Annotated in this window: 18 protein-coding genes; 8 read left to right on the top strand and 10 right to left on the bottom strand. The window is 43.6% G+C overall.

Annotated elements, in window-relative coordinates:
- The first annotated feature begins 539 nt into the window (after positions 1-539).
- The 3 genes from R7M72_RS15160 (at position 540) to fabV (ending at position 4906) form a co-directional block, all read left to right on the top strand.
- Positions 540-1175, top strand: a complete 636-nt coding sequence (locus R7M72_RS15160; protein ID WP_005378033.1) for a TetR/AcrR family transcriptional regulator — start codon at positions 540-542, stop codon at positions 1173-1175.
- Positions 1176-1246: 71 nt separating this feature from the next.
- The gene (locus R7M72_RS15165; RefSeq protein ID WP_017634878.1) at positions 1247-3529 is read left to right on the top strand and encodes an acyl-CoA dehydrogenase; all 2283 of its coding nucleotides are present in this window, start codon (positions 1247-1249) and stop codon (positions 3527-3529) included.
- Positions 3530-3703: 174 nt separating this feature from the next.
- Complete coding sequence (fabV, locus tag R7M72_RS15170) at positions 3704-4906, top strand: enoyl-ACP reductase FabV (protein WP_054577927.1); 1203 nt, start codon at positions 3704-3706, stop codon at positions 4904-4906.
- 73 nt (positions 4907-4979) lie between these two features.
- Here the strand turns inward: fabV and R7M72_RS15175 are convergent, their stop codons facing one another.
- Both R7M72_RS15175 and R7M72_RS15180 read right to left on the bottom strand, forming a co-directional pair.
- A complete protein-coding gene (locus R7M72_RS15175) occupies positions 4980-6662 on the bottom strand; it encodes an aspartate:alanine antiporter (protein WP_005378028.1) in 1683 nt (560 codons plus the stop codon).
- A 175-nt stretch (positions 6663-6837) separates the two neighbouring features.
- On the bottom strand, positions 6838-7104 hold the full coding sequence (locus R7M72_RS15180; protein WP_005378026.1) for a GrxA family glutaredoxin: 267 nt from the start codon (positions 7102-7104) through the stop codon (positions 6838-6840).
- Positions 7105-7481: 377 nt separating this feature from the next.
- Here R7M72_RS15180 and R7M72_RS15185 point away from each other — a divergent pair, with 377 nt between their 5' ends.
- Positions 7482-8726, top strand: coding sequence for an iron-containing alcohol dehydrogenase (locus R7M72_RS15185; protein WP_262636860.1), 1245 nt, complete (start codon positions 7482-7484; stop codon positions 8724-8726).
- Positions 8727-8802: 76 nt separating this feature from the next.
- Here the strand turns inward: R7M72_RS15185 and R7M72_RS15190 are convergent, their stop codons facing one another.
- From R7M72_RS15190 to R7M72_RS15210, 5 genes are all read right to left on the bottom strand, one after another.
- Positions 8803-9657 carry a MurR/RpiR family transcriptional regulator gene (locus tag R7M72_RS15190; RefSeq protein ID WP_005378021.1) on the bottom strand — a complete coding sequence of 285 codons (855 nt, stop codon included), beginning with the start codon at positions 9655-9657 and terminating at the stop codon, positions 8803-8805.
- Between the two features lie 311 nt (positions 9658-9968).
- Positions 9969-11615: a pyridoxal-dependent aspartate 1-decarboxylase PanP gene (panP, locus tag R7M72_RS15195; RefSeq protein ID WP_025766849.1), complete on the bottom strand. Its 1647-nt coding sequence runs from the start codon at positions 11613-11615 to the stop codon at positions 9969-9971.
- 211 nt (positions 11616-11826) lie between these two features.
- The gene (locus R7M72_RS15200) at positions 11827-12339 is read right to left on the bottom strand and encodes a hypothetical protein (protein ID WP_017634875.1); all 513 of its coding nucleotides are present in this window, start codon (positions 12337-12339) and stop codon (positions 11827-11829) included.
- A 208-nt stretch (positions 12340-12547) separates the two neighbouring features.
- The gene (locus tag R7M72_RS15205; RefSeq protein WP_005378011.1) at positions 12548-13453 is read right to left on the bottom strand and encodes a lysine exporter LysO family protein; all 906 of its coding nucleotides are present in this window, start codon (positions 13451-13453) and stop codon (positions 12548-12550) included.
- Positions 13454-13599: 146 nt separating this feature from the next.
- Positions 13600-14520, bottom strand: coding sequence for an HDOD domain-containing protein (locus tag R7M72_RS15210; protein ID WP_005378009.1), 921 nt, complete (start codon positions 14518-14520; stop codon positions 13600-13602).
- A 369-nt stretch (positions 14521-14889) separates the two neighbouring features.
- Between R7M72_RS15210 and R7M72_RS15215 the strand changes: the two genes are divergently transcribed.
- Positions 14890-15477 carry a TfoX/Sxy family DNA transformation protein gene (locus tag R7M72_RS15215; RefSeq protein WP_005378007.1) on the top strand — a complete coding sequence of 196 codons (588 nt, stop codon included), beginning with the start codon at positions 14890-14892 and terminating at the stop codon, positions 15475-15477.
- Between the two features lie 193 nt (positions 15478-15670).
- Here the strand turns inward: R7M72_RS15215 and R7M72_RS15220 are convergent, their stop codons facing one another.
- The 3 genes from R7M72_RS15220 to R7M72_RS15230 all read right to left on the bottom strand — a co-directional run bounded on the left by R7M72_RS15220 (position 15671) and on the right by R7M72_RS15230 (position 18945).
- Positions 15671-16219, bottom strand: coding sequence for a hypothetical protein (locus R7M72_RS15220; RefSeq protein ID WP_005378006.1), 549 nt, complete (start codon positions 16217-16219; stop codon positions 15671-15673).
- Positions 16220-16510: 291 nt separating this feature from the next.
- Complete coding sequence (locus R7M72_RS15225) at positions 16511-17008, bottom strand: response regulator (RefSeq protein ID WP_005378005.1); 498 nt, start codon at positions 17006-17008, stop codon at positions 16511-16513.
- Positions 17005-18945, bottom strand: a complete 1941-nt coding sequence (locus tag R7M72_RS15230; protein ID WP_053349539.1) for an ATP-binding protein — start codon at positions 18943-18945, stop codon at positions 17005-17007. The genes R7M72_RS15225 and R7M72_RS15230 overlap by 4 nt, the downstream gene beginning before the upstream one ends.
- 186 nt (positions 18946-19131) lie before the next feature.
- On the opposite strand from R7M72_RS15230, the gene R7M72_RS15235 reads away from it, so the two are divergent.
- The 3 genes from R7M72_RS15235 to R7M72_RS15245 all read left to right on the top strand — a co-directional run bounded on the left by R7M72_RS15235 (position 19132) and on the right by R7M72_RS15245 (position 23047).
- The gene (locus tag R7M72_RS15235; protein WP_042521988.1) at positions 19132-20400 is read left to right on the top strand and encodes a DUF945 family protein; all 1269 of its coding nucleotides are present in this window, start codon (positions 19132-19134) and stop codon (positions 20398-20400) included.
- A gap of 137 nt (positions 20401-20537) precedes the next feature.
- Positions 20538-21632, top strand: a complete 1095-nt coding sequence (gene serC / locus R7M72_RS15240; RefSeq protein ID WP_005378000.1) for a 3-phosphoserine/phosphohydroxythreonine transaminase — start codon at positions 20538-20540, stop codon at positions 21630-21632.
- Between the two features lie 83 nt (positions 21633-21715).
- Positions 21716-23047 carry a D-serine ammonia-lyase gene (locus R7M72_RS15245; RefSeq protein WP_085569572.1) on the top strand — a complete coding sequence of 444 codons (1332 nt, stop codon included), beginning with the start codon at positions 21716-21718 and terminating at the stop codon, positions 23045-23047.
- Positions 23048-23141: the final 94 nt, after the last annotated feature.

Raw genomic sequence — 23141 nt, forward strand, 5'->3', positions numbered from 1 at the left:
AATTTGACTGGGCGGATACAAACATAGGAGTTAATAAGAAAAAAGCAGCAACGTAACAATTAGATGGAAACAAGTTTGACGGCCAGTGAAACTTCAAATGCCCTAACTGTTACGTATATTCAGACCGAGCCTTTTCCAAACAGTTCCATTTTTTTTTCAAAAAATTTCTACTTAATGCTTTCTAGCTTCTTACACACCCGAAAGTAATAGAAAAATCGAGATGGATTACCAACTTGGCGAAGTTACTAACTTCTGTGTTTCTCATTTTATCTCCCCTAGAACCGAAGATGTATTTCATACTCTCGTCGCTCACTCCGAGCCGCCATGGCTATTGTTAGCGTTTCAATTGCGATGGACTGAGAAATTTGATCGTTTTCTTCTGACAAGCTTCACTGGAGTATTCGATTGAATTTCAAAAGATTAGATCACCCCTTTTACAGTCTGGTCAGACCAATTGGTTAAAGTGTGATGTTAATCATTTGTTAATCTTAAGTTTCGGGAGTATATTTTCAAACAGTTGTTTAATACGAGTGATTAAAATGGCCCCGAGAACATCAACAAAAGAAAAAATACTCGATGTCGCAGAAGGACTCTTTGCTGAACATGGCTTTAATGATACTTCGCTAAGAACGATAACAGGTAAAGCTAACGTTAACTTAGCATCGGTAAACTATCACTTTGGCGATAAAAAAACGCTGGTTAGAGCGGTTTTAGATAGGTATTTAGAAGCGCTAATGCCGAGCATTAAGACTTCATTAATTGAGTTAAACACGCGCGATAGCTACAACATGGACGATGTCTTTGAGTCATTGCGATTACCTTTACGTACATTAAATGATGTACGCCCAAATGGTACTGCGCTATTTATGTTGTTAATTGGCCGCGGTTATACAGACGTTCAAGGTCATCTACGCTGGTTCATTACCACCAGATACGAAGAGGTACTGAACCTTTTCACTTTCTCGATAATGAAGGCGAACCCGGAACTATGTGAAGAACAGTTGTTTTGGCGACTGCACTTCACGTTAGGAACCTGTGTATTTACGATGGCTTCAAGCCAGGCTCTTTCGGAGCTGGCAGAAAGTAAGTTTGAAAAGGAAGTCGATGTGAAATCTGTCGTCGATTTACTGATTCCATATTTGTCAGCAGGAATGTCAGCAAAGCAGTTGGCATAAGACAAATAAGAAAGTTAAACCAATAATAAGATTATACCCAGAGCGGTTACGTGAACAAAAGGATCTGAACTATGAGCTCTCTACGAAGAAAATGGATTAGTGACCCGGCTTTTAAAGTGTTCAAAAAAGTATTGCCACCTCTGTCTAGCACCGAGAAAGAGGCGATGGAAGCGGGTAGTGTATGGTGGGATGCCGAACTATTCTCAGGCAAGCCAAACTTCACAACATTGCATCATTATCCAACGCCTACACTGACGGCAGAAGAGCAGTCATTTATGGATAATGAGCTTGAAACCCTGCTAGAAATGCTTGATGACCAGAAGATTGTCAAAGAAGACAGGGATTTACCGCCTGAAGTATGGGAGTACCTACGTAAAGAGCGATTTTTCTCTTTGATCATCTCGAAAGCATATGGTGGTCGTGAATTTTCCGCTTTGGCGAACTCAACCATTGTTTCTCGTATTGCGACTCGAAGTATCAGTACCGCAGTATCGGTAATGGTACCGAACTCTCTTGGTCCTGGTGAGCTGCTATCGCACTATGGTACGCAAGAGCAAAAAGATTACTGGTTGCCTCGTTTAGCTGATGGTACAGACATCCCTTGTTTCGCCCTAACTGGCCCTGAAGCGGGTTCTGATGCGGGTGGCATACCTGATCAAGGCGTAGTTTGTTACGGCACCCATGAAGGCAAAGAAGTGCTTGGCGTGCGAGTTAGTTGGAATAAACGCTACATCACGCTTGCGCCAGTTGCGACAGTGCTCGGGTTAGCATTTAAACTGCAAGATCCTGAAGGGCTACTTGGAGACAAGAAAGAGGTTGGCATTACATGTGCGTTGATTCCCGCTGACCATGAAGGTGTCGAGATAGGCGAGCGCCATGATCCTCTGGGGTCTGCGTTCATGAATGGCCCAACTCGTGGTGAAGATGTCTTCATCCCTATGGACTGGTTGATCGGTGGCGCTGATTACGCAGGTAAAGGTTGGCGTATGCTGGTTGAGTGTCTTTCTGCTGGTCGTGGTATCTCTCTCCCAGCGCTTGGCACAGCGATTGGTCACCTTACTACACGTACAACAGGTGCTTATGCTTACGTGCGTAAACAGTTTGGAATGTCGATCGGTAAGTTTGAAGGTGTTGCAGAAGCAATGGGGCGCATTGGTGGTCTTACTTACCTACTAGAAGCGACGCGTACGCTAACGACGACTTCTCTCGATATGAAAGAAAAACCTGGGATTGTAACCGCGATTGCCAAGTACCACATGACGGAAATCGCGCGTACCATTCTAAATGATTCGTTTGATATCCATGCGGGTCGTGCGATTCAAGATGGCCCAATGAACTATCTTGCTAAACATTACCTTGGTATCCCGGTTGCTATCACCGTTGAAGGCGCGAATATTCTGACTCGTAACCTGATGATTTTTGGTCAAGGTGCGACTCGATGCCACCCATATGTTCTAAAAGAAATGGAAGCCGCGGCGAATCCAGATTCTGAACAAGGTGCGAAAGAATTTGACAACCTACTCTTTAAACACATCAAGCACGCGCTCGGTAATACATTCGGTGCATTTGGTGCAGCACTAACTGGTTCTCGATTTGTTAACGCGCACATGAGTGGCCCAACGCAGCAATACTACAAAGACATTACTCGTCTTAGTCGTGCACTTGCAGTAAGTGCAGACTTTGCGATGTTAACCTTAGGTGGAGACTTGAAGCGTAAAGAAATGATCTCAGCACGTTTGGGTGATGGATTAAGCTATCTATACATGGCATCTGCTGCCTTGAAAAAGTATGAAGATGAAGGCCGTCAACAAGGCGATCTAGACTTCGTTCATTACGCTGTTCAACACTGTTTGTATAACGCTTCTAAGTCATTAAATGAGGCTTACACCAACTTCCCTGTGAAATACGTTGGCGGTGTGCTTAAGGGGCTATTGTTCCCGCTTGGTAATCATTTCAATAAGCCAAGTGATGAGCTGTGTGTGAATTTGGCTGAAGCGATGATGACACCAGGCGCGCAACGTGATCGCCTCACGCATCTGTGCTACATCGGAAAATCAGAGGATGACAGCGTAGGCTTAATGGAGAATGCATTCCTTGCAATGTACGACATTAAACCTTTGGAGCGTAAACTTATGAAGGCTGCGAAGGATGGTAAAGTGGCTCGTAAAGGTCTGCTGCATGACCGTTTGCAGCAAGCATTTGAAGCAGGCGTGTTAACTGAGCAAGAAATTGATCAAATCATGGCTGCAGATAAATTGCGCTACAAGGCGATTCAAGTTGACCACTTTAGTCATGACTTTTCTGAAGTGCGAACTCATAGCCCAAAAAAGTCGCAGTTGAATCCGGCGGCATAATAGACAACTAATGTTAAGAAAAGCACCTCAATGAGGTGCTTTTTTGTATTCTTGGGGAGTGGATGGTGGGATAGTGCTCCAACCACTTGCCTTTTAAGAGCATTTTTACAGAAATTAGATGCGAAATCCCAACGAAACTTTTATCCTAACAAGGTTTTTTAAAGGAAGTTGAATATGATCATCAAACCTAGAATTCGTGGATTTATCTGTACTACAACGCACCCTGTTGGTTGTGAAGCTAACGTAAAAGAACAAATTGCGTACACCAAAGCGCAAGGTCCAATCAAAAACGCACCTAAGCGTGTTCTTGTTGTTGGTGCATCAAGTGGCTACGGTCTATCTTCTCGTATCGCTGCGGCATTTGGTGGCGGTGCATCAACTATCGGTGTTTTCTTCGAAAAAGAAGGTACTGAGAAGAAACCAGGTACAGCAGGTTTTTACAATGCCGCTGCTTTTGAAAAGCTAGCGCGTGAAGAAGGTCTGTACGCAAAAAGCTTAAACGGCGACGCTTTCTCAAATGAAGCGAAACAGAAAACTATCGAGCTCATCAAAGAAGACTTAGGTCAAATCGATATGGTGGTTTACTCACTGGCATCTCCAGTACGTAAAATGCCAGAAACTGGTGAATTAGTTCGTTCATCTCTTAAACCTATCGGTGAAACTTACACATCAACGGCTGTTGATACCAACAAAGATGTGATCATCGAAGCTAGCGTTGAGCCTGCAACAGAAGAAGAAATCAAAGACACTGTCACTGTAATGGGCGGTGAAGATTGGGAACTTTGGATTAATGCGTTGTCTGATGCTGGTGTTCTTGCTGAAGGTTGTAAGACCGTCGCGTACAGCTACATTGGTACTGAGCTAACTTGGCCAATTTATTGGGATGGTGCACTAGGTAAAGCAAAAATGGACCTAGACCGTGCAGCGAAAGCGCTAAACGACAAGTTAGCAGCAACAGGCGGCAGTGCCAATGTTGCGGTACTTAAATCTGTGGTAACTCAGGCGAGTTCTGCAATTCCTGTTATGCCACTGTACATCGCAATGGTATTCAAGAAAATGCGCGAAGAAGGTGTACACGAAGGCTGTATGGAACAAATCTACCGTATGTTCAGCCAACGTCTATACAAAGAAGACGGTAGCGCGGCAGAAGTTGATGAGATGAACCGCCTACGTCTGGATGACTGGGAACTTCGTGACGACATTCAGCAGCACTGTCGTGAGCTATGGCCTCATATTACGACTGAGAACCTAAAAGAGCTGACTGACTACGTTGAGTACAAAGAAGAGTTCTTGAAACTATTTGGTTTCGGCGTTGAAGGCGTAGATTACGAAGCGGATGTGAATCCAGCAGTTGAAGCAGACTTCATTCAAATCTAATCACAGACTAGATAACCAATAAACAAAAGGCGCTCATTGAGCGCCTTTTTGTATTTCATAGCCAAAGTGAGTATTAACTTAGTATTATCAGTATCGTACCAGCTAGCGTCATTAAAATATTCGCAATCGCATAGGTACCCGCATAACCAAGGGCTGGGATGGTGGACTTGGCGTAGTCGTTAACGACATCCATAGCCGGAGCGCAAGTACGGGCGCCAATAATGGCACCGAAGAGCAGGGCACGGTTCATCTTGAGTACGTGTGCGCCAACTAAGTAAGCCAGAACCACAGGCACAACACTGACAATAAATGCCAAACCAATGACTTTTGGTCCTACTTGCGTTAGGTGCTCGAACATCTTTCCACCTGCACTTAGACCAATTCCCACCATAAAGAACATCAACCCTAGATCTTTGACCATATTCAGCGCCCCTTGTGGGACATAACCGAAAGTAGGGTGATTTGCTCGTAAGAAACCAAGCGTAATACCGGACAACAGAAGACCCACCGCATTACCCAAACTGAAAGACACCTGACCGAACGTCATTGTGATGAGGCCAAACAGAATACCCAAAATAAAGAAGCTACAAAAAGCGAGCAAATCGGCCATTTGACTGTGGATCGAGATGAAACCGATTTTTTCCGCCAGTCCATGTACTCGGCTTTTCTCGCCGCTCACTTGAAGGACGTCTCCTTTAGCGAGCACAATGTCTAAGTCCATAGGCATTTCAATCTGAGCGCGAACTACGCGGTTTAAGAAACAGCCAAACTCAGACAAATTCAAATCCGATAAACGCTTACCAGCGATAGCGTCACTTTTTACGACGATTTCTTCTTCAACGATGCGCAAATCAAGCAAGTTACGGTCGAATACTTCTTTACCATTACGGAAGCTAGGGTCTAAGCGAGCATGGCTGTCAGGGAAGCCAACCAGTGCAATTTCATCTCCCTCTTGCAAGATAGCATCACCATCTGGGTGGGCGAGAATACCATTGCGACGGATTCGTTCAATGTAACAGCCAGTTTGACGATAAATACCCAGTTCTCGCAAGTTTTTACCATCAGTCCAGTCAATTAGCTCTGGGCCCACTCGGTAAGCTCGAATAATGGGTAAATACACTTTTCTCTGGCTTGAATTTCCAAGGCCACGCTCTTGTGCGATTTGCTGCGCGGAATCAGAAAGGTTTTGTTTTTGCAGTTTTGGCAACAATTTAGCAAACATGATCATGCTAATTAAGCCGACCAGATAAGCCATCGCGTAGCCTACGGATAGATTTTCTAATACCAGAGAAAATTCCATATTCCGCGGTATAGTCGCAAGGCCAGAGTTAAGAGCATCTTGTGCACCAACCAGTACTGGCGTTGCGGTCAATGCGCCTGCCATCATACCGGCGGATAAGCCAAAATCGAGGCCGAAATAGTGACTCAAGCCATACGTTAAGCTGACCGCAGACACGAGAACAGTCATGCTTAAAATAAAATAATGCTTACCATCTCTGAAGAATATACCAAAAAAGTTTGGTCCAGCTTCAATGCCAACGCAGTAGATAAACAGCATAAAGCCAATGGTTAAAGCTTCTGCATTAAATGAGAAACCAAGGTGGCCCATAACCAAAGAGGTAATAAGAACGCCAATAGAGTTGCCTAATTGTAATTTGCCAAATCGAATTTTTCCGATGGCAAGGCCAATGGCTAATACGACGAAGATTAGAAGGATAGGGTTTTGTTCGAGAAGGTATACGACGTCTATGTTCACTGTGTGGCTCGGTAGAGTGTGTGCCAAAAAAGATTAAGAACTGTGAATTGTAACTAAATATAGCAAAAAGATAAGTGAATTTTTTTAGGTTTTACCATTAGTTGACTTAACGTAATAACCAGCTGAAAAATAATAAAAAAGCCGCATGAAGCGGCTTTTTTGAAAACAGTCTTTATTACTCGTCAAATAGACCTAGGTGCTCTTTCGCGTATGCTTCGAATTCGTCGCAGCCACCGATGTGCTCTTGGTCGATAAAGATCTGAGGAACGGTTTCAACTGGTTTACCAACTGTTTTCTCAAGATCTGCTTTAGAAATACCCTCAGCGTGAATATCAACGTAACGGTAGTTGAAGTCATCACGTTTTGCTTTTAGCGTTTCTGCGTGCTCTTTTGCACGAACACAGAAAGGACATGCAGGGCGACCAAAGATAACAACGAACATAATCTTATTTCTCCTAAATCTATTCTTTTTTGAAAGCGTACAAAACATAGCGGCTGAGTGCGCTTTCTTTTGTTGGAGTAACTATGCCCGATCCAGATACGGAAATAAAGCGGCAATTACCTCTTGGTTCTATAGGTGAAATCTATCGAATAAAAACTAAACGCGCGTGCTTATTTTACGGCTCTGAAGTATGTGAAGTGACACATAAAAAACATACATTCTAAAGGGTTAATGATGGCAAGGTGGAATTGGTCAATTTTTTTTGTTTAAAAAAATAGCAATCTATTTTGGCTATACGCAAATAACTTCAACTCTTACATAAGTGTTAAATCAGAGGGCGAGAGGTTATTTGGGTATATTCTTTTGGGAGGGTGTGTATGTTTCAGTTTATGACTGCAACAAGGATTATATTTGGTGAAGGTGCACTTCAATCTTCATTGTCCGTTATTAACCAATTTGGCTACAGTGTTTTGCTGGTTACTGGGCAGGATACCCAACGAGCCGCCCCCATTATCCAATATCTTAAAGCTCAAAATATGCGTTACCAGCACGTAGCTATCGTTGGTGAACCATACATCACGATGGTAGAAGAGACCGCAGTGCTCGGTAGAAAATTCCAACCTGATATGGTGGTTGCGATAGGTGGTGGCAGCGTCATCGATATGGGCAAAGCCTTAGCTGCCATTATTCCCAATCAAGGCAATGTTTACGATTACGTAGAAGTGGTAGGAAGAAGCGTCCCTTTAAAAGCAAAGCCTCTTCATTTTATTGCAATTCCTACGACAGCAAGCACCGGTTCAGAAGTGACCAGAAATGCTGTGCTGAAATCTGGACAAGATAAAGTGAAAGTGAGTCTTCGAAGCCCTGATATGCTCGCAGACGTTGCCATTGTAGACCCGACACTTACTTACGGGACCGACCAATACACATCTGGACGTGGCGCAATGGATGCGTTCACTCATTTAATGGAAGCGTATGTGTGTGGTGAGCCAAACCCTCTTACTGATATGGTCTGCGAAGAGGGGCTACGCCGTTTAAGCCGTTCAGTGATTGCCGCTTGTAAGCAAGATAATCATAAGGCGCGCTCTGATTTATCGTTCGCTGCATTGCTTGGTGGTATGGCGATTACTAATGCCAAATTAGGTGCTGCTCATGGGTTAGCATCGGCGTTAGGAGGCAAGTTAGACGCCCCCCATAGCGTTATTACGGCTCGCCTAGCTCCGCACGTGATGCAGGAGAACATTAACGCTGCTAAACTCGCGGGTAGGAATGATGTGATAAGTCGTTATCGTAAGCTGGCCCAATTAGTCACTGAGCGAGTAAATGCTAACGAACACGATGGAATTCTTTGGGCAAATATGGTGCTAGATAAGTTAGCGTTACCGCTACTGGCTCAATTTGGAGTATGCCAAATCTCTTTTGAGCAAGTGGCGAATGATGCGCTTAAATCAATGGCAATCAAAGGGAATCCTTTACCTCTTAATCAGGAACGTTTGATACACATATTGCAGCAAGTCTGTGATTGTAGTGGAGAGTGTGTAGCAGAGAGTGCACAACATGTCAGTTCTGTTGAAGTACTGGAATCAAGAACGGACTTATCGAGTGTCAACGACTTAGGGTGATTGCTCCCTTAGCAGCATTAAAACAAAAGGGGAGCCTTGAGCTCCCCTAGATAAAGTATTGACTAAGCTTTAGTGCTTAGTACTGGCTTAGTTTGTCATAGCGACTGTCTTTCAACGCATCTTTTACGCGTTTTAGGTTCTCACGGAAACCTGTACCACGGCGAAGAGTGAAGCCAGTTGCTAGCACATCAATCACTGTCATTTGTACAACTCGGCTTGCCATTGGCATGTAAACGTCGGTATCTTCTGGAATATCGAGCGTGATGGCCAGCGAGCTTGCCTTTTCTAGAGGAGAATCCTTCGCTGTAATCGCAATAACCGTTGCGCCATTTTCACGAGCAAGGTTCGCTATTTCTACCTGACTCTTTGTTCGACCGGTATGAGAAATAAGAACCACAACATCATTATCACTGCAGTTGATACAACTCATGCGCTGCATAACAATATCTTCAAAACAAGTAATTGGAATATTAAAGCGAATAAACTTGTTTTGTGCGTCTCGGGCAACAGAAGATGATGCACCAAGGCCAAAGAATGAAATGCGCTTCGCTTGCGTTAGCAAATCGACCGCACGGTTCACTTGCATTGGATCTAGGCTATTTTTCGCGACATCTAAACACGCCATCGTCGATTCGAAAATCTTATGGGTGTACGCGTCTGGGCCATCGTCTTCTTCCACATTACGGTTAACGTAAGGGGTGCCGTTTGCTAGGCTCTGTGCCAAGTGAAGCTTAAAATCTGGAAAGCCCTTGGTGTCCAGACGACGACAGAAGCGGTTTACAGTGGGCTCACTAACGTCAGCCATTTTAGCCAGCGTTGCAATGCTTGAATGAATTGCAGTTTGTGGAGACGCCATAATTACTTCCGCAACTTTGCGCTCTGACTTACTGAAATTCTCCAGGTTTTTTTGAATTTTTTCTAATGTATTCATAGTGTTCACGAGGGTATAGAGAACAACTCGCTGGCTCTGCTAACGAAAGGAAACACGAAGATTCCGGAGTAGAGTGGGGCGTTAACGAAAACAACCAGCGCCATAGAATCAGTATAAACCTGATCTTCAATCAGTCTAAACCAATAACGGGTACTATTTAGTGAGAATTTGACAGGCCTCAAACAAAATGTTGTAAAAACTACAGAATTGGATGTGTAAACGAAGTTTTGTTGCGCTAGTCGCACGATAATGATGTTTGAGTTACATCAAAACGAAAAAAAATTTCAAATTGATGTAACTTGATCTGGCCGTTAAGACGATTGAATATCAACAACCAGCTGCTGAATTCTTTTCATCAAATTTGGTGCTTGCTTGGCGATTTCGCGTTGTTCATCAAGCACTGAGCTCAAAATTTCTTTTGTGGTCAGTGGATTTGCCAAAACCACTCTAAACACTATCGTATTCATGCGTTGCCATTGGTCTGGGTTCAGTCTTGTACGTGAAACGAACGATTTGCCCGTTTCGCGCTGACGCTTTTGAATAAACTGTGTTAACTCATTGATCAGCTCATTCAGTTGTTCTTTTTGTGAGCCTTCTGCTTGTGCTAATGCTTCACGGATGAATGGCGGCAAATAACGGTATGTGAGCAGACAAAGCTCTGGTTCAGAAACTAATTCGAAATCATCTTGCTGTTTGATTAAATCCGCAAAGTAGCGAGCTTTTTCAATGCTTTGGTCAATCAGAAGCTCGTAACCTGGGCGACTTATGATGTGCATTGCGGCGTAGACCAACATCGCCATGCCCGAACGTGAGCCTTCTAGTGTATGGCTGCCTAGGTCTTTTGAACCTTTGCGCAATATATATTGAGCGTGATGCTCTATGGATTTCATTGCGTCAGGGTCTTTGAACAGAACCATACCAGCGCCCATCGGGATATAGAGCTGCTTGTGTGCATCAATAGTTACTGAGTCTGCCATTTCCACACCTTTAAGAAGATGACGGTGATGGTTAGACATCAGTGTTGCGCCACCCCATGCGGCATCCACATGGAAGTGACAGCTGTGAGCTTGGCAGACTTCAGCGATTTCAGGCAATGGATCAACATTACCTGTCTCTGTTGTGCCAGCCACACCAATAACAGCAATAGGCTTGATGTTTTGTTTTTCGAGCTCAACAATTTTCGCTTTCAGGTCGTTGACAATAATACGGTTGTTGGCATCGGTTTTAACCGCAACCAAGCCCTCTTGGCCTAGCCCTAATACATCGGCTGCTTTCTTAAGGGAGTAGTGACCACGCTCAGACACTAGCACCGCTAAGCCATCATAGCCATAGTGCTTCATGGCTTTAAAAAGGCCTTCCTTTTCAACGCCTTTAAATGAGCCATTGGCTCTTAACGCTTTGTTACGTGCTACCCAAAGCGCAGTGATATTGGCAATGGTGCCGCCGGAACAAAATGCGCCTAATGAGTGGTTTGCACTGTGCATCCACTGATTGTAAAACGTATCATTCTGACCATATATCAAGCGATGCAGCATACCCAAAACTTGACGCTCAAGTGGCGTAAAGGCTTTGGAAGTCTCTATTTTTACCAGGTTTTGGTTTAAGGCGATCATGATCTTTGACAGTGGCATCAAGAAATAAGGCAGTGCCGATGTCATATGACCAATGAAGCTTGGTGAAGATGTGTGAACTGAGTGCGACACCAAAGTGTCGAGTAAGTGCTCTGTATGATCTGACACGAACTCTGGCTGCTCAGGAATCTGAGCAGAAGAAAAGTCTTTTTCGATTTCGCGTAAAGGCTTTTCTTCTGCCACGATGTGTTCACGAAGAAATTGATTTAGATTTCGCGAGAGGCTCTCGTCAATTTTAGTTAACGTTGAGTCCGGACCTTCTGGGACAGTGAAGATCTTTAGCAAGCTCTCAAAGCTAACATCAGCGGTTTTTTGTTCCTTAACCATAGCAAAGAATCTTTGTAGTTATTTTGGTAATGCGAGCGGCACAATCTAAACTAAAACGGGCGCAAAGTCCCGTTTTAATTGTTGAAACCCAAGTTGTAGAAATGAAAATTTTAGGTGAAGGTTACGATATTCACATTAAAAAATTCTAGATTGAGTACGTTAAAACATTCTAGTGTTTTTGAATGCTAATCAACGACTAATGCGAGCAACCTTAGTCACATTTCTGCTTTTCAATCTTTTCTATTGACTGATTGTACTTATTAAGTGCGGTATCAATTTGTTGGGGATGACTAAGCAGATCAGCGAATGCTGAACGAAGCTCGTAGTTTTTTGGGTGGTTAGTTGATTGACGGTCGCTAAATGTCTGTTTTGCAACTTCACCTAACTTATCGCTTCGGGTCGCTAACTGCTTAACGTCATGTTGCTCTAGTTTTAACCATGCTTCGATTGGCTGTTCCGTCGCAACGCGGCTAGGGTCGTTCTCTAGAAAGTAGTGAACCGCTTCGCGGTTTAATTCAAAGTGATGTTTACGTCCATCTAAGAACCATTGGCTAACTTCTTTCAGATCTGGATATTGGGTAACCGTCAAATCAACTAGATCTTGATACCACTGTAGTGAGGCATCGACGTAGCCATCGTATTTGCTAGCAAGACATTGTTGATCTGCGGCAAGCGTAAAAGTTGAGCTTGTAGCGAGGAGCGCTGCAACGACAAAGCGTTTCATTCTTCTTCCTTCTGGTTGTTATCCCTTTATTAACGCAATGCACATCAGTTGATGTTTCTCCCTTCTTTCTATTTGGTCGTGACAAATCGTTGGGCTGAATGACGAAAAGAAAGAGGGGTCTTGCCAAAAAATATTGACCACTTTGACGTTAACTGGGTATTTAAATTTTTGCCGTATTGTAATGGATGTTAAAGCGAAAACCTGAGATCTAGCTAGCAAGTGATACAAAGAAAAGCATCATAACTGGTACCAATAAACTCAAAATAAAGCCGCTAACGATAGCAACAGGAACACAACGCACACCACCGGTGGTTTGAATAACGGGTAGGGTGAAGTCCATTGCTGTTGCACCGGCATAACCAATTGCGGTGCACGGATAGCTACGAATAAAGAGAGGAATGGCAACCAGTGCGACTAGCTCTCTCATCAATTCAATCAAGAACGACGCGCCACCAAATACCGGACCAAAAGCGTCACCCATTAAAATACCTGCGAGGGAATACCAGCCAAAACCTGAAGCCATTGCGAGTGCTTGATAAAGAGGAAGATCCAAAAGCACCGCTGCAAGAACGCCACCAAGCATACATGTTGCGATGACAACAGCCGCAATGGCCATTCCTTGTTTATTTAATAGGATTTGACGCAGAGTAAGTCCACTATTGCGCAGCTGAATACCAATAAAAAATAGAAGTAGAAAGAGTATCCATTCGCTTGCTGTATCTACCCAACTCAAATCAATGGGTAACAGCAGGCCAACCACTAACCCTCCGCCAACGACCACGATAAGCTTAACAGACTCTAAAGCCATCGAAGATAACGGTAGCTTCTTTTGATTCTGATTGGTCTGGAGTGGAATAATTTTATCAATAATAGGCAGAGCCAACAGGTTGCAGGCACTTAGACACAAAAAAAACGTACTCGCATAGAGGAGAATACTTTGTAAGTTGCTGCTTAAATTATCGAGCGCCGCCAAGCTAAGACCCATCAACGACAAAATGACGTAAATAAGGTAGGACGTTGACTGATTGATCTTCTCCAATAACGAAGATCGAGATATAGGAATTAGATACCCCACCACAAGCGGAGCGAAAATAAATAGCATCCCTGAAAACATAAAGCTCAATGATTCCTTTTTGAGATAACATCAACACGCATAAATCAAATTATCTATCGGTTGAAATTAAAGACATTTCACCACACACAGCTCAGCCTTGAGCGAATCGTTTTATCACGGATAAGGTATTATCAGAAAGCGATAAATTACAAACCGCTAGCATTGAGTACAGCACGGATTTGATCATTGAAGTCAGTATCACTCATGTTACTAAGTTCATACAAGACTTCTGCACCAGTTAAGTTGAATTCAACTTCATGTTCGTCAATGCGTTCATCGTGATTGCGGAACATCAATAAATGATGCGCAATTCTAGCGATGTCGAGATAACTCACTTCTGGTCGCGTTAACTCGTATTTTTCATTTGAGGATACTTCTCTAAAGTCGTTGTCAAACCCCCAACGCTCAAGTACCAGTTTACTTGTGGCAGAACAACGTGTTTGGAAGATCTGCAATGCAATATCTGGGTCTAAGTAATTGCCCCTATCTAAGTACAAGTGGTACTCATTAATTAGGCAAAATAACCCAATATCGGCTAATAGACCGACCAATAACGCCTTTTCTTGCTCTAGATGGCCATAAGTGCCTGGCTCGTGGCTACGAAACGATTGAACCAACATCACCATGACGGCACCGAGCTCACGAGATATCGCGGCACTCTTCACCAAGATGGCATTGCATTCTTTAGTGAGATTAACTGAGTGTTTAAGTTGCTCAATCGCTTGTGCGGTAACAATATCACGTACACGAAGTATTCCGAGACGAGATACCGCTGTAGTTAAGTCGTTGCAGGTGATATTTCTGCGATTGAAAATCACAGAGTTAGCGACTCGTAAAACGACCGCTGCTAATCCGGGATCTTCCAATAAACAGTTAGCAACATCGGCAATCGTGGTGTGTTCTTCGACACATAACTGCTGAATTTTAAGCACGACATCAGGAATAGGAGGTAACGAAATCTTACCCGTGGCGATGGACTGTTCTACCAGCTGAGCAAACTCGGATTCCAGTGCGTTGATAAGCTTATCTTTATTATTTGGCAGCCAAAAAAATGATAAATGTTCCATTGTGACGCTGTACTTGAGATCTTTCGTACAGTGTACCCTTACAGCGTATTCTTTATCAATTAAATGCGTATTATGTGCCCGTAATTGCCAGCGAGATCATAATGATGGCGTGTTTTAGGCATGCTATGCGTCAAAAAAATATCACCACACAAACAATAAGTGTGAAACTAATCACGTATGCAGAATTTATACTTTTTTATATGTGACCTATGTCCTAACTTATTTTTCAACGTTAAGTATGATTAAGCAAGTTGGTGAGCACAACTCACAAAAATATCGCCAACAAATCGACATTTATAATTCGCTATAAGCTGCTGTTTATCTGGTGACATCGCTAATCGGGGTAATTTATTCAGATTAAAGAGGTCAATGGACATGACAGACCAAGCTTTTTTTAAATATGTACGCACCTTCAGTGAGTACCAAAAACGTTCTATGTTCGGTGGTATTGGTTTATTCACCGATGATGCTATGTTTGCGCTTGTCAGCAATGATTGCTGCTACTTACGTGGTGGTAATGGGCTAGATGAAGTGTTTACTCAACTGAGCTGTGAGAAGTATAAGCACGTCAAAAAACAGACGACGGCAACCGTAAATTATTATGATGTAACCGATTTATTCGAATCCGGATATGTAGGGCTTGATGAACTGGTACAGAAATCAATTGAATACTCAATTAAGGAACGGAAATATCAAAAGTCCTCTGCCAGTAGACGCTTAAGAGACTTACCCAACATGCAACTAACCCTTGAACGTATGGTCAAGAAAGCCGGTGTTGATGACGTAGAAACCTTTTTAGAACTTGGACCTGTAAAAGTCTTCAACAAAGTTAAAACGGCTTACGGTAATGATGTTGATGTAAAGCTACTGTGGAAATTTGCTGGTGCAACTGATGGCGTACATTGGAAACTGATCCAAGAGCCGCGTAAAAAACAGTTATTGGCACTGTGTGACTAAGCGAAGCTGATCGCACAATGATTGACTCGTTTCGATGGAGTTAGCGGGTCGTAAAAGCAAGTGTGAAAAGCGGAAAAAGGACGTTGAAGTTTTTTACCACTTCATTGAGTTAGTCATTAAATTAGACAAAAAAACCGAGGCAGAGACCTCGGTTTTTGTTTTTTTAATTTGCTCTTTTCTTACAGCACAAATCTTAAAACTTAAAACGCGTAGTGAACATTACCTGATCACCGTAAAAATCGTTGATACGAGCTTCAGCACCCAAAGAGAAAAGCTCTGTTGAGTGGAATCGAGCGTAGGCAGAGCCAGTCCAATCGTCATCGTTATCGATAGAAACGTAGCCGACTTTGCCGCCTACTTCTAATTGAGGGCCCAACCATTGGCGAACACCTAAGTTAAGCTCCATACCAACATCTGTGCTGCTCTCATTCGAAGGTTGCACAACGCGCATTAGCATTTCACCAGTAAGATCTGCCCAGTTGTTTAGCGGAGAATGGAAGCCAAAGCCTGCAGCTGAGTCAAAATCACTTTCAAACTCAGAGTCAATACGAGCAATAACATGCGCGTTCGGGTGAATTGATTTGCTGAATCCAGCACCAAATGTCACAGGACTTGCGCCAATACGTGCTTCGAAATAGTCGTAGCTAAAGTTGCTCATAGTTGCTGGCGCATTGCGATCGTTTGCAGCTAGGGCATGGCTTGATGCCACTAGTAAGGCAGCGGCTAATAGTGTTTTACGCATAACTAACGATAAACCTTGTTCATTATTTCCATGGATTCAAGCAACCACTTGAACCGTAATCTGATTTGTCCGACATCATAATAAAAAGGAAGGTCCACGACCAACAAAAATGTGTCGATGTTTTGTCAATTAACTTAATAGTTCCTTGGTTTAAGCAAAAACTACGCCATATACGTAGTGTCCGAGAATTTCACTCGGACAAGTAACGATGTTTTTCTAACCTCATTCGACTATGCGAGGTTAGGTGGTGCAATGAGCATCGTTGAGTTCAAGTTAGAACCAAACACTTTATTACTCGCCAAAGCTTGCTCTTCTTTCTGCCATGGCGTTGAGGATTGCCTCAGAATCAAGGATTTGAGTCCAGGATAGCAGGTTATCATCATTCTCAATCACAAACGCGGTAAGCTGAGACACGATTGCTTTTCTCAATGCTTCACCTTTCCAAGGTTTGGCAATGTAATAATCGAGACTCGCGTTATTTACGGCTTCTACGGTGTCTTCCAAACCAGCTTGTCCTGTGAGTAAAACTTTGCGCGCTGCTTTTGTGTCACCATTTTGACTGAGTTCGATTAAGAAGCTGATCCCAGTTTGTTCCGGCATAATGTGGTCACATAAAATGAGCGCAAGCTGAACTTCTTCTTCCGCCATCTCCTCAATCACTTGCCGAGCTTCAGTCACCGATTCCGCTCCTTCGACGACAAAGTTCTCCTCGAAGGGAGCAAGATCTTGGAGCACGCTATCCAAGACTTCTCGTTCGTCATCGACACATAAAATTAGATACTTGGTCATGTTTCATCTCCTTCTTCGATGACTGGTAACCAGACGGTCATTCGTGTGAACTGGCCGATCTCTGATTCGACGTCAATCCACCCTCTGTGTGCTGTTACGATTTGCTGGCAGATGGACAGCCCGATGCCTAAGCCAAAATTACCTTCTTTTTTTGTGGTGAAGTTCAGCTCGAAAATGGCGTCTCTTTGCGATTCAGGAATGCCACATCCATTATCTTCAAATGAGATAACGGCATAATGTGTGTGCTCTTTTTCTATAAGGCGTGTTTGTATGTTTAACACACCTTTCTCTGGAAATGCGTCAATGGCGTTAGAGACCAAGTTCGTCCACACCTGTTGGAGTGCGATCGGTTGACAAAGGATGGAAGGCAAGTTTGCATAGTCGGTTGAAACTTGGTGCATTTTTAATTTGTTCTCGAAAATCACCAAGGTGTCTTCAATGCCCTCATGAATATCGGCATAGTGCAGGGTCTCATCATCTGACCGAGCATATCCTTTCAGGCTTTTTACCATATCAGCAATTCGTGCTGCACAGACATTAATTGAGCGAAGTGTAGAACCTGCTTTGTGGTATTGCTCTAGTGTATTGAGAGCATGATAAGACGCTTTCTGCTTTCTCGTTAGTTGGGTAAGTAGCTCTTGATCGGACTCTAATCCAAGGCTCACCACTTTTTTTGCCAATGCTCGGTCTGGAAGAGTATGGCTAAGCGCTTTTACGCGTGATCTGAGCTCGGCGGTTGAAGCGGGTTTTGAGGTTTGCGCTTTGCTCAGTAATTCAATGCCTTTGCTTTGTATATCGGAACTGGGCGCATCGTTAAGTAATCGTTCTAGCGTATGCGTTAAATTCTCTACGCCCCTCAATATCGCGGCTACTGGATTGTTTAGTTCGTGTGCCACTCCCGCAACCAATTGGCCAAGCATCGCCATTTTTTCTCTTTCAATGAGCTGCTGGTGGGCTGATTCTAAAGATTCGAGCGTTTTTTGAAGTTGCAGTTTGGTGTTGATGCTTCTTTGCAATCGGCGGTTGAAGTGGCGTAAGAGCAAGTTTGTAAAAAGAGGCAGTAAGTTTGAGTCGCTTTGCATCACTTTATTGAATACGTTGCGATCGAGTTTGATAACTTCTGTTTTGGTTAGTGTCAGAGCTGTCGAGAAAGAACATTCCCCAGTAACAAACGACATGCCTCCGACAATATTCCCTTTGTTATGGCGTACAACCTCTCGCTGCATGCCTTGCTCATCGCGCTTGTACAGAGCCACTTCACCTTCGGTGATAAACCACAAAAAGCAATTTGGCTCGCCTTCCACGGTTAATAAGTGTTCAGGTGAGTATGTACGGCACGCTCTTGTTTCGTCATTATCTTTAAAAAATTGCTGGAGAGCGGAGATCACTTGCTCGGCTAACTCGGCATCAGACATCGAGTGGTAGTCGTGTAAGAATCCGGCTTGATAATGGCTCATCTGGTTATTGATGTGCGCTCGCAACAAGCTGTGATGATCCAATATCTGACTGTAACTTAGCAGGTCTTCTTTGCCATTTCGCAAGATAAATTGGGTCAGCTCTTTTTGCACTGTGTTAAATAAGACGTGATCTGGCAAAGGTTTAGTGAGGCAGTGGTCGAGCCTGCCCTCATTAACGGCAGTGAGAATTGCCTCTATATCAGACGAGCAGCTAATAAGAATTTTTCTTGCTTGCTCGGTATGTGGCATCCGGTCTAAACCAATAAGAAAATCCACGCCGTTAAAATGAGCGTGATGGCTCGCTATAACTAAAGCAACAGTCTGTTCTCTTTCTTCTAGATACTCTAAAGCGCTTTGAGCCTCTTCTATCGATTCGACAGAAAAAATATCAAACTTACTTGAGAAGGCAGACAGCTCCAATCGAAACTGTTCAGCACTGATTGGGTTGTTGTCGAGACACAACACAGCATAACGATTCACAGATGTTTTAGCTCCGGTTAAAACTTAGCCACGCAAACTTTAACAATAAAAGGACATGATGAGTGGGAGCCAAGTATGATTCCTGATTAATGGACTAGAATAAGCATCAATAGTCTGATTTGTCTCAATGTTTTCTCCGCAGGTGGTTTGGGGTAGACTGACCGAAAATATCTAATAAGTGACGTTATGCAAAATCTTAAAAAAATCGGCGCCATTGGTGGTGCTATCTCATTAGCACTGTGTTGGCCATTGGCTGTCGGACAAATTGGTCAGTCCATCATTGAAGATGGTATTACCAATATGAATGATGAAATGATTAAAGGCGAAGTGGTCGAGTATCAGCGTGGCTATTTGTCTTCAGTCGTGCTGACTCGTTATTCAGTTGTTGATCCTGAGCTTAAAACGCAGTTAGAGCGTGATGGTATGCCAACGACGTTTGACGTAACCAGTGATGTTAGCCACGGTCTAACAAGCCTAACAGCAGATTCAAAATTGGTGGACAATGACTTTTTGCCTCTCACGATGCATAGCCAGACTCAACTAAATGGCAATACAGCATTTATCCTCGACCTAGACAGTTGGCATTATCGTAACGAAGCGCAAGGTGTTTCTGTTTCTACAAGCCCTGCAAAAGTAACAGGTGATGTTACGGTATTGGGTGATCTCAATTACCAAGTTTCCGTTCCTTCTGTTCAAGTGGATTTTGAAAACGGTGAAGAGCTTCATCTGAATGCATTGACAGGGCAAGGTAAAGGAAAGCAAGCAAAAGGCTACTGGTTAGGCGAGCAATCTTTCTCTCTAGAGAAGCTAGATGTGGTTGATGCGAACTTAACGCCTGTCTTTTTGATTGAAAATGCGAGCTACCGTGGTAACACTACGATGAGTGAGTCTGGTGATAAGCTGAACAGTCAATTAAACCTAGATGCTAAGAAACTACGTTTAACTGATGGGACGGATGTCGATAACTTTAAGTTGGATTTCTCAATTGCAGATGTGGATAGCCAGTCTTTTGATCAAATTATGTCTATCTATCAAAGCTCTCCTATGTTAGATGAGCAGGAAATTGCGAATTTATTGCCGCATGTCGATACGCTGTTTAGCAAAGGTTTTGATTTATCCGTGAACGAGCTTTCACTCGCGTTCGGTGACGGCAAGTTCCACAACGAGTGGCAACTATCCATCCCTGAAGGTACTAAGCATATTACTCAAGATCCAATGAAGTTGGTGACGGCCACTACTGGTGAACTTAGCACTTACTTCTCTGATGAATTAGTAACGCATTACCCATTTATTCAAGAAGGGATTGATGAGCTCCTTATTATGGAGTTGATCGAAAAAGTAGAGGGCGGTTATCAATTAAAAGCAGAAATTGGTGAAGGCAAATTGAAGTTCGAAAATGGGCATGAGTTCCCATTGGTGGCTCTACTTATGCCTGCTTTGATGCAGCAACAGTAATTCGTGTTGTTGCGAATTTGTTCCAATTCAACGCTTAGTCTTTAAAAAGAGGTCGTAAGACCTCTTTTCTTGTTTTTATCACTGCAAAAACGTGATATTAATTTCGTAATATTTACATAGCAGGAGCAATGAGCATCATGGAACAAAATACGGACAACGTATTTAACTTCAGTGCAGGACCAGCAGGTCTGCCTAAAGCAGTTATGCAGCAAGCACAACAGGAACTAATCGATTGGCAAGGCCTTGGTACTTCGGTCATGGAAATCAGCCACCGAAGCAAAGAGTTCATCAAAGTTGCAGAAGAAGCCGAGCAGGATTTACGTGATCTTCTGAATATTCCGGACAACTATAAAGTGCTGTTCTGCCAAGGTGGTGCTCGTGCTCAGTTTGCTGCTGTTCCTCTAAACTTACTTGGTGATGCCGATACGGCAACTTACATCGATGGTGGTTATTGGGCTGAAAGCGCGGTAGCTGAAGCGAAAAAATACTGCGAACCAGACGTGTTTGATGCAAAAACAGAAATCAACGGGAAAGTCGCGGTTCTACCTGCAAGTGAATGGAAAATTGCTCCAGAAGCGGCTTACGTTCACTTCTGTCCAAATGAGACCATTGATGGTATTGAGATTAACGATCTTCCTATCACCGACAAACCGATTGTTGCTGACATGTCTTCGACAATTCTTTCTCGTGAAATCGATGTGTCTAAATACGGTGTGATTTACGCGGGCGCTCAGAAAAATATTGGTCCTTCCGGCATTGCTATTGCTATCGTGCGCGATGATTTATTAGGTATGGCGAAGCAGGTACTACCAAGTATTTTGGATTACACTGTTTTGGCAGAAAAAGAATCAATGTTCAACACGCCACCAACCTTTGCATGGTACTTGTCTGGTCTTGTTTTCAAATGGCTGAAGGCACAGGGTGGAGTAAAAGCGATTGAGCAAGTGAACCGCGCTAAAGCCGCGCTACTGTATGATTACATCGATCAGTCTGATTTCTACCGTAATGGCGTGCACTCAGCAAACCGTTCTTTGATGAACGTGCCATTTCAACTTGCTAAGCCTGAACTGGATGCAACCTTCCTTGAGCTAGCAGACTCTAAAGGGCTGAAAGCGCTAAAAGGTCACCGAGCAGTTGGTGGTATGCGAGCATCCATTTATAACGCAATGCCGCTTGAAGGCGTTCAAGCGTTAGTAGACTTCATGCAAGAGTTTGAGAAAAACTACGCGTAAGCTCAAACTGATAGTTGTTCTCCAAAGCGTCGCTATTGCGGCGCTTTTGTTTATCTCAACTCACATCATTCCAGGAAGGTAAAATGACCAAGGCAAATATTGAAGCGCTGACTAAGCAGTTCCCACTCTTGGCAGCACTTATTGATCTTGAAGAGGTTTGTTGGTTTAACCCCCATATCACTTCCTTGGAGGAAGGCTTACCTCATGTCGGGTTAGATGAAGAAGATATTCAAGCGGCGAGTGAACGGCTAGCACGATTTGCGCCTTATTTGATGAAAGCGTTTCCCGAAACGGAAACGTCGCGTGGCATTATTGAGTCCCCAGTGGTGGATATTCCCAATATGAAAGTGCGTTTGGAGCAGCAATACGACACGCCAATATTGGGCCGTTTAATGCTCAAAAAAGACAGTCATTTGCCAATTTCTGGTTCGATCAAAGCGAGAGGTGGTATTTATGAAGTGCTCACTCATGCAGAAAAGTTGGCGTTTGATGCTGGCTTGCTCTGTGAAAGCGATGATTACAGCAAATTGTTCAGCAATGAGTTTCGGCAGTTTTTTAAGCAGTACAGTATTGCGGTTGGCTCAACCGGCAATCTTGGTATGTCCATCGGCATCATGAGTGCGAAGCTGGGTTTTTCAGTTTCAGTCCACATGTCTGCGGATGCGCGGGAATGGAAGAAAAATAAGCTCCGGTCACATGGTGTTAATGTCGTAGAGCACCAAGAAGATTATGGTATTGCTGTCGAGCAAGGTCGTAAAGAGGCAGAAAAAGATCCCAACTGTTTCTTTATCGATGATGAAAACTCACGGACGCTGTTTCTAGGTTACTCTGTTGCGGGTGAGCGTCTTAAGCAGCAGTTTGATGACTTGGGAATCGTTGTTGATGAGCATCATCCATTGTTTGTTTATCTTCCTTGTGGTGTTGGCGGCGGGCCTGGTGGCGTGGCATTTGGCTTGAAGGTAGCATTTGGCGAGCATGTCCACTGTATTTTCGCAGAGCCAACGCACTCACCGTGCATGCTGTTGGGCGTACATACAGGCTTGCATGACGATATTTCGGTACAAGATTTGGGTATCGATAACATCACCGCCGCTGATGGCTTGGCAGTCGGGCGTGCCTCGGGATTTGTCGGAAGAGCGATGGAAAGGCTACTTGATGGTTTTTACACCATTGATGACGCTCGTATGTATCACCACTTGGGTGAGTTAAGTGAACTGGAAGGTATTAATCTAGAGCCTTCTGCATTAGCCGGTATGATTGGTGCAGTGCACGTCTCGAATAACCATGCTTACCAGTCTCGAATGAAATTTGACGAAGAAAAACTCAAAAACGCAACACATCTTGTTTGGGCAACAGGTGGGGGCATGGTTCCGGAAGATGAAATGGCGGCTTATCTCAAAAAATCTGGTCGGTAAATCAGCACTGTATACGTGCTTAATTAGGTAACTAATAATACAGGAATAACAAAAGGGCTCATCATTTGATGAGCCCTTTTAGTCACTGAAAATC

This window comes from Vibrio sp. YT-18 (assembly GCF_033337345.1).
Lineage (GTDB): Bacteria > Pseudomonadota > Gammaproteobacteria > Enterobacterales > Vibrionaceae > Vibrio > Vibrio alginolyticus.

What these genes read in the sequence shown, in the direction of transcription:
- R7M72_RS15160 (WP_005378033.1), top strand. Translation starts at nt 540, where the DNA reads ATGGCCCCGAGAACATCAACAAAAGAAAAAATACTCGATGTCGCAGAA.
- R7M72_RS15165 (WP_017634878.1), top strand. Translation starts at nt 1,247, where the DNA reads ATGAGCTCTCTACGAAGAAAATGGATTAGTGACCCGGCTTTTAAAGTG.
- fabV (WP_054577927.1), top strand. Translation starts at nt 3,704, where the DNA reads ATGATCATCAAACCTAGAATTCGTGGATTTATCTGTACTACAACGCAC.
- R7M72_RS15180 (WP_005378026.1), bottom strand. Translation starts at nt 7,104, where the DNA reads ATGTTCGTTGTTATCTTTGGTCGCCCTGCATGTCCTTTCTGTGTTCGT.
- R7M72_RS15185 (WP_262636860.1), top strand. Translation starts at nt 7,482, where the DNA reads ATGTTTCAGTTTATGACTGCAACAAGGATTATATTTGGTGAAGGTGCA.
- R7M72_RS15190 (WP_005378021.1), bottom strand. Translation starts at nt 9,657, where the DNA reads ATGAATACATTAGAAAAAATTCAAAAAAACCTGGAGAATTTCAGTAAG.
- panP (WP_025766849.1), bottom strand. Translation starts at nt 11,615, where the DNA reads ATGGTTAAGGAACAAAAAACCGCTGATGTTAGCTTTGAGAGCTTGCTA.
- R7M72_RS15200 (WP_017634875.1), bottom strand. Translation starts at nt 12,339, where the DNA reads ATGAAACGCTTTGTCGTTGCAGCGCTCCTCGCTACAAGCTCAACTTTT.
- R7M72_RS15205 (WP_005378011.1), bottom strand. Translation starts at nt 13,453, where the DNA reads ATGTTTTCAGGGATGCTATTTATTTTCGCTCCGCTTGTGGTGGGGTAT.
- R7M72_RS15210 (WP_005378009.1), bottom strand. Translation starts at nt 14,520, where the DNA reads ATGGAACATTTATCATTTTTTTGGCTGCCAAATAATAAAGATAAGCTT.
- R7M72_RS15215 (WP_005378007.1), top strand. Translation starts at nt 14,890, where the DNA reads ATGGACATGACAGACCAAGCTTTTTTTAAATATGTACGCACCTTCAGT.
- R7M72_RS15220 (WP_005378006.1), bottom strand. Translation starts at nt 16,219, where the DNA reads ATGCGTAAAACACTATTAGCCGCTGCCTTACTAGTGGCATCAAGCCAT.
- R7M72_RS15225 (WP_005378005.1), bottom strand. Translation starts at nt 17,008, where the DNA reads ATGACCAAGTATCTAATTTTATGTGTCGATGACGAACGAGAAGTCTTG.
- R7M72_RS15235 (WP_042521988.1), top strand. Translation starts at nt 19,132, where the DNA reads ATGCAAAATCTTAAAAAAATCGGCGCCATTGGTGGTGCTATCTCATTA.
- serC (WP_005378000.1), top strand. Translation starts at nt 20,538, where the DNA reads ATGGAACAAAATACGGACAACGTATTTAACTTCAGTGCAGGACCAGCA.
- R7M72_RS15245 (WP_085569572.1), top strand. Translation starts at nt 21,716, where the DNA reads ATGACCAAGGCAAATATTGAAGCGCTGACTAAGCAGTTCCCACTCTTG.